Here is a 4,750-nt window from a genome sequence, read left to right as displayed (position 1 = left end):
CGGCCCCCAAGGCCGCCGCCCCGGCGCCGGCCGCGCCCGCCGCCACTGCCGGCCCCGAGCTGGTCCAGCTCCGCGGCCCGGCGAAGGCCGTCGCCAGCAACATGGACGCCTCGCTGGAGGTGCCGACCGCGACCTCGGTCCGCGCCGTGCCGGCGAAGCTGTTGATCGACAACCGCATCGTCATCAACAACCACCTGCAGCGCGCCCGCGGCGGCAAGGTCTCCTTCACCCACCTGATCGGCTACGCCCTGGTCCAGGCCATCAAGGCCGCCCCGGGCATGAACCACAGCTACAAGGTGGAGGACGGCAAGGCCTTCCTGGTCAAGCCGGAGCACGTCAACCTCGGCCTGGCCATCGACCTGGTCAAGCCCAACGGTGACCGCCAGCTGGTCGTCGCGGCGATCAAGAAGGCCGAGACGCTCGACTTCTTCGGCTTCTGGCAGGCCTACGAGGACATCGTCCGCCGGGCCCGCGCCAACAAGCTGACCATGGACGACTTCACCGGCGTCACGGTCTCGCTGACCAACCCCGGCGGCATCGGCACCGTGCACTCCGTGCCGCGCCTGATGCAGAACCAGGGCACCATCGTCGGCGTCGGCGCCATGGAGTACCCGGCCGAGTTCCAGGGCTCCGCCCCGGAGACCCTGTCCCGCCTGGGCGTCTCCAAGATCATGACGCTGACCTCGACCTACGACCACCGCGTCATCCAGGGCGCGGCGTCCGGCGAGTTCCTGCGCGAGATCCACCGCCTGCTGCTCGGCGAGAACGGCTTCTACGACGAGATCTTCGAGTCGCTGCGGATCCCGTACGAGCCGGTCCGCTGGGCCACCGACGTCGCCACCACCCACGACGACGAGGTCAACAAGACCGCGCGCGTCATGGAGCTCATCCACTCCTACCGGGTCCGCGGCCACCTGATGGCCGACACCGACCCGCTGGAGTACAAGCAGCGCAAGCACCCCGACCTGGACGTCGTCCAGCACGGTCTCACCCTGTGGGACCTGGAGCGCGAGTTCGCGGTCGGCGGCTTCGGCGGCCACAAGATGATGAAGCTCCGCGACATCCTCGGCCTGCTGCGCAACACCTACTGCCGCACCGTCGGCATCGAGTACATGCACATCCAGGACCCGAAGCAGCGCAAGTGGCTGCAGGAGCGCCTGGAGAAGCCGTACGCGAAGCCGGAGCGCGAGGAGCAGCTGCGCATCCTGCGCCGCCTGAACTCGGCCGAGGCCTTCGAGACCTTCCTGCAGACCAAGTACGTCGGCCAGAAGCGCTTCTCGCTGGAGGGCGGTGAGTCGCTGATCGCCCTGCTGGACGCGACCATCGACGCCGCCGCCGAGCACCGCCTGGACGAGGCCGTCATCGGCATGGCCCACCGCGGCCGCCTGAACGTGCTGGCCAACATCGTCGGCAAGCCGTACGGCAAGATCTTCGGCGAGTTCGAGGGCAACCTCGACCCGAAGTCGATGCACGGCTCCGGCGACGTCAAGTACCACCTGGGCGCCGAGGGCACCTTCACCGGCCTGGACGGCGAGACCATCAAGGTCTCGCTCGCCGCGAACCCCTCCCACCTGGAGGCCGTGGACCCGGTCGTCGAGGGCATCGCCCGCGCCAAGCAGGACATCCTGGACCAGGGCGGCACCACCTTCCCGGTGCTGCCGATCCAGATCCACGGCGACGCGGCCTTCGCCGGCCAGGGCGTCGTCGCGGAGACCCTCAACATGTCGCAGCTGCGCGGCTACCGCACCGGCGGCACCGTGCACGTCGTGGTGAACAACCAGGTCGGCTTCACCGCCGCCCCGGCGTCCTCGCGCTCCTCGATGTACTGCACCGACGTGGCCCGCATGATCGAGGCCCCGATCTTCCACGTGAACGGCGACGACCCGGAGGCCGTGGTCCGCGTCGCGCGGCTCGCCTTCGAGTTCCGCCAGGAGTTCCACAAGGACGTGGTGATCGACCTCATCTGCTACCGCCGCCGCGGTCACAACGAGGCCGACAACCCGTCGTTCACCCAGCCGCTGATGTACGACCTGATCGACAAGAAGCGCTCGGTGCGCAAGCTGTACACCGAGGGCCTGATCGGTCGCGGCGACATCACCATGGAAGAGGCGGAGCAGGCGCTCCAGGACTTCCAGGGCCAGCTGGAGAAGGTCTTCGCCGAGGTCCGCGACGCGGCCCAGGCGCCGGCCGACGCCACCACGGGCAAGCCGGTCGCCGACTTCCCGGTCTCCATCCGGACCGGCATCTCCCAGGAGATGGTCAAGCGGATCGCCGCCTCCCAGGTCAACCTGCCGGACTGGCTGACCGTCCACCCGCGTCTGCTGCCGCAGCTGCAGCGCCGCGCCGGCTCGGTCGAGGACAACACCATCGACTGGGCGATGGGCGAGACCCTCGCCATCGGCTCGCTGCTCATGGAGGGCCACCCGGTCCGCCTGGCCGGCCAGGACAGCCGCCGCGGCACCTTCGGCCAGCGGCACGCCGTCCTGATCGACCGCAAGACCGGCGAGGACTACACCCCGCTGCAGTACCTCACCGAGGACCAGGCCCGCTACACCGTCTACGACAGCCTGCTGTCGGAGTACGCGGCCATGGGCTTCGAGTACGGCTACTCGCTGACCCGCCCGAACGCGCTGGTCATGTGGGAGGCGCAGTTCGGCGACTTCGTCAACGGCGCGCAGACCATGGTGGACGAGTACATCGCCTCCGCCGAGCAGAAGTGGGGCCAGCACTCCGGCGTCACCCTGCTGCTGCCGCACGGCTACGAGGGCCAGGGCCCGGACCACTCGTCCGCCCGCCCGGAGCGCTTCCTCCAGCTGTGCGCGCAGAACAACATGACGGTCGCCATGCCGACCCTGCCGTCGAACTACTTCCACCTGCTGCGCTGGCAGGCGCACAACCCGCACCACAAGCCGCTGGTCGTCTTCACCCCGAAGTCGATGCTGCGTCTGAAGGCCGCGGCGAGTGCGACCGAGGAGTTCCTGTCCGGCTCGTTCCGCCCGGTCATCGGCGACAGCACCGTCGACCCGGCGCAGGTCCGCAAGGTGGTCATCACCGCCGGCAAGTTCTACTACGACCTGGAGGCGGCCCGCACCGAGCGCGGCGTCACCGACACCGCGATCGTCCGGGTCGAGCGGCTCTACCCGCTGCCGGTGGCCGAGCTCCAGGAGGAGCTGGCCCGCTACGGCGACAACGTCCAGTTCGTCTGGGCGCAGGAGGAGCCGGCCAACCAGGGCGCCTGGCCGTTCATCGCGATGAACCTGGTCGACCACCTGCAGGTCGTCATCGGCCGCAGCGGCGGCGACGCCCGTCTGCGCCGCGTCGCCCGCACGGCGGCCTCGTCCCCGGCGGTCGGCTCGGCCAAGCGGCACGCCGCCGAGCAGCAGGCGCTGGTCGAGGAGGTCTTCGCGCTCTGACGCGCTGAAGCCCCGCGCCTTCCACGCCCGCGGCCCCGTCCTCCCCACCGGGAGGGCGGGGCCGCGGGCGTTCGCGCTCCCGGCCCCGCGTTCGTGCTCCCGGCCCCGCGTTCGTGCTCCCCGCCCTGCGTTCGTGCTCCCCGCCCGTTAGGTCCCAGCTCTGCAACCAAACCGGAACCGCGGTGCACGGGATCCTGACGGGTCGATAGGTTATGCCTCGCCGTCCGGCAGCCCCGGCGCCCGTCAGCGCGCCCGGCCGCCACGGCCGTACCACCTCACCGCTCTCCCAGGGGGATCACCACATGACCGCCGACACGCCTCGGGACGCCGGCAAGCTCCCACCGGTCTTCCAGCCGCTCCTCCCGGACGACCCCCGGGAGGTCGGCGGCTACCGGCTGTTCGCCCGGCTGGGCGCCGGCGGCATGGGCCGGGTCTACCTCTCCTACACCCCGGGCGGGCGCCCGGTCGCGCTCAAGGTGGTGCGCCCGGAGTTCGCCGAGGACGGCGAGTTCCGCCGCCGCTTCGCGCAGGAGGTCAGCAACGCCCAGCGCATCCACGGGCTCTACACCGCGCAGGTGATCGACTCCGGCGGCCTGGACGGCGACGCCCCCTGGCTGGTCACCGCGTACGTCCCGGGCCCGTCCCTGCAGCAGGTGGTGCGCGAGAACGGCGCACTGCCGGTGCGCACCGTGCTGCTGCTGATGGGCGGCATCGCCGAGGCCCTCCAGGCGATCCACAGCGTCGAGGTGGTCCACCGCGACCTCAAGCCCGCCAACGTGCTGGTCGCCGGGGACGGCCCGCGGGTGATCGACTTCGGCATCGCCCGAGCCGCCGACGCCACCGCCCTGACCGGCACCGGCTACCGGATCGGCTCCCCCGCCTTCATGTCCCCCGAGCAGGCCCAGGGCCGCCCGGTCACCCCGGCCACCGACGTCTTCGCGCTCGGCGCCCTGGCCGCATACGTGGCCGGCGGCACCGCGCCGTTCGGCGACGGCCCGGACACCGCGGTGCTCTACCGGGTGGTGCACGAGGAGGCGGACCTCACGGGCGTCCCGGCGGACCTGCGCGAGCTGGTCCAGCGCTGTCTGGCGAAGTCCCCGGAGGACCGCCCCACGCCCGCCGAGATCATCCAGGTCGCCCGCAACCACCCGGAGGTCGGCGGCCAGCTGCGGTTCGGCGACGACTGGCTGCCGCGCGAGGTCAACACCGAGATCACCCGTCGCTCCGACCTCCCGCAGCAACAATTCCTTCTGGCCCCGCCGACCCCGCTGCCGGCCGCGCCCGCCACCCCGCCGACCCCGCTGCCCGCGATGCCGGCCACTCCCCCGCCGCCGGCC

Annotated in this window: 2 protein-coding genes; both read left to right on the top strand. The window is 71.4% G+C overall.

Features of this window, described 5'->3' with window-relative positions:
* The coding region (locus KS423_RS38790; protein ID WP_224284435.1) for a multifunctional oxoglutarate decarboxylase/oxoglutarate dehydrogenase thiamine pyrophosphate-binding subunit/dihydrolipoyllysine-residue succinyltransferase subunit at positions 1-3,413 on the top strand (3,413 nt) is incomplete at its 5' end.
* Between the two features lie 302 nt (positions 3,414-3,715).
* Positions 3,716-4,750 (top strand): serine/threonine-protein kinase (locus KS423_RS38785; protein WP_224284434.1); only part of this gene is annotated, 1,035 nt, incomplete at its 3' end.

This window comes from Streptomyces sp. LS1784 (assembly GCF_020103755.1).
Lineage (GTDB): Bacteria > Actinomycetota > Actinomycetes > Streptomycetales > Streptomycetaceae > Kitasatospora.
The sequence above is the reverse complement of the archived record's forward strand: the minus strand, read 5'-3'. Positions and strand labels throughout refer to the sequence as shown.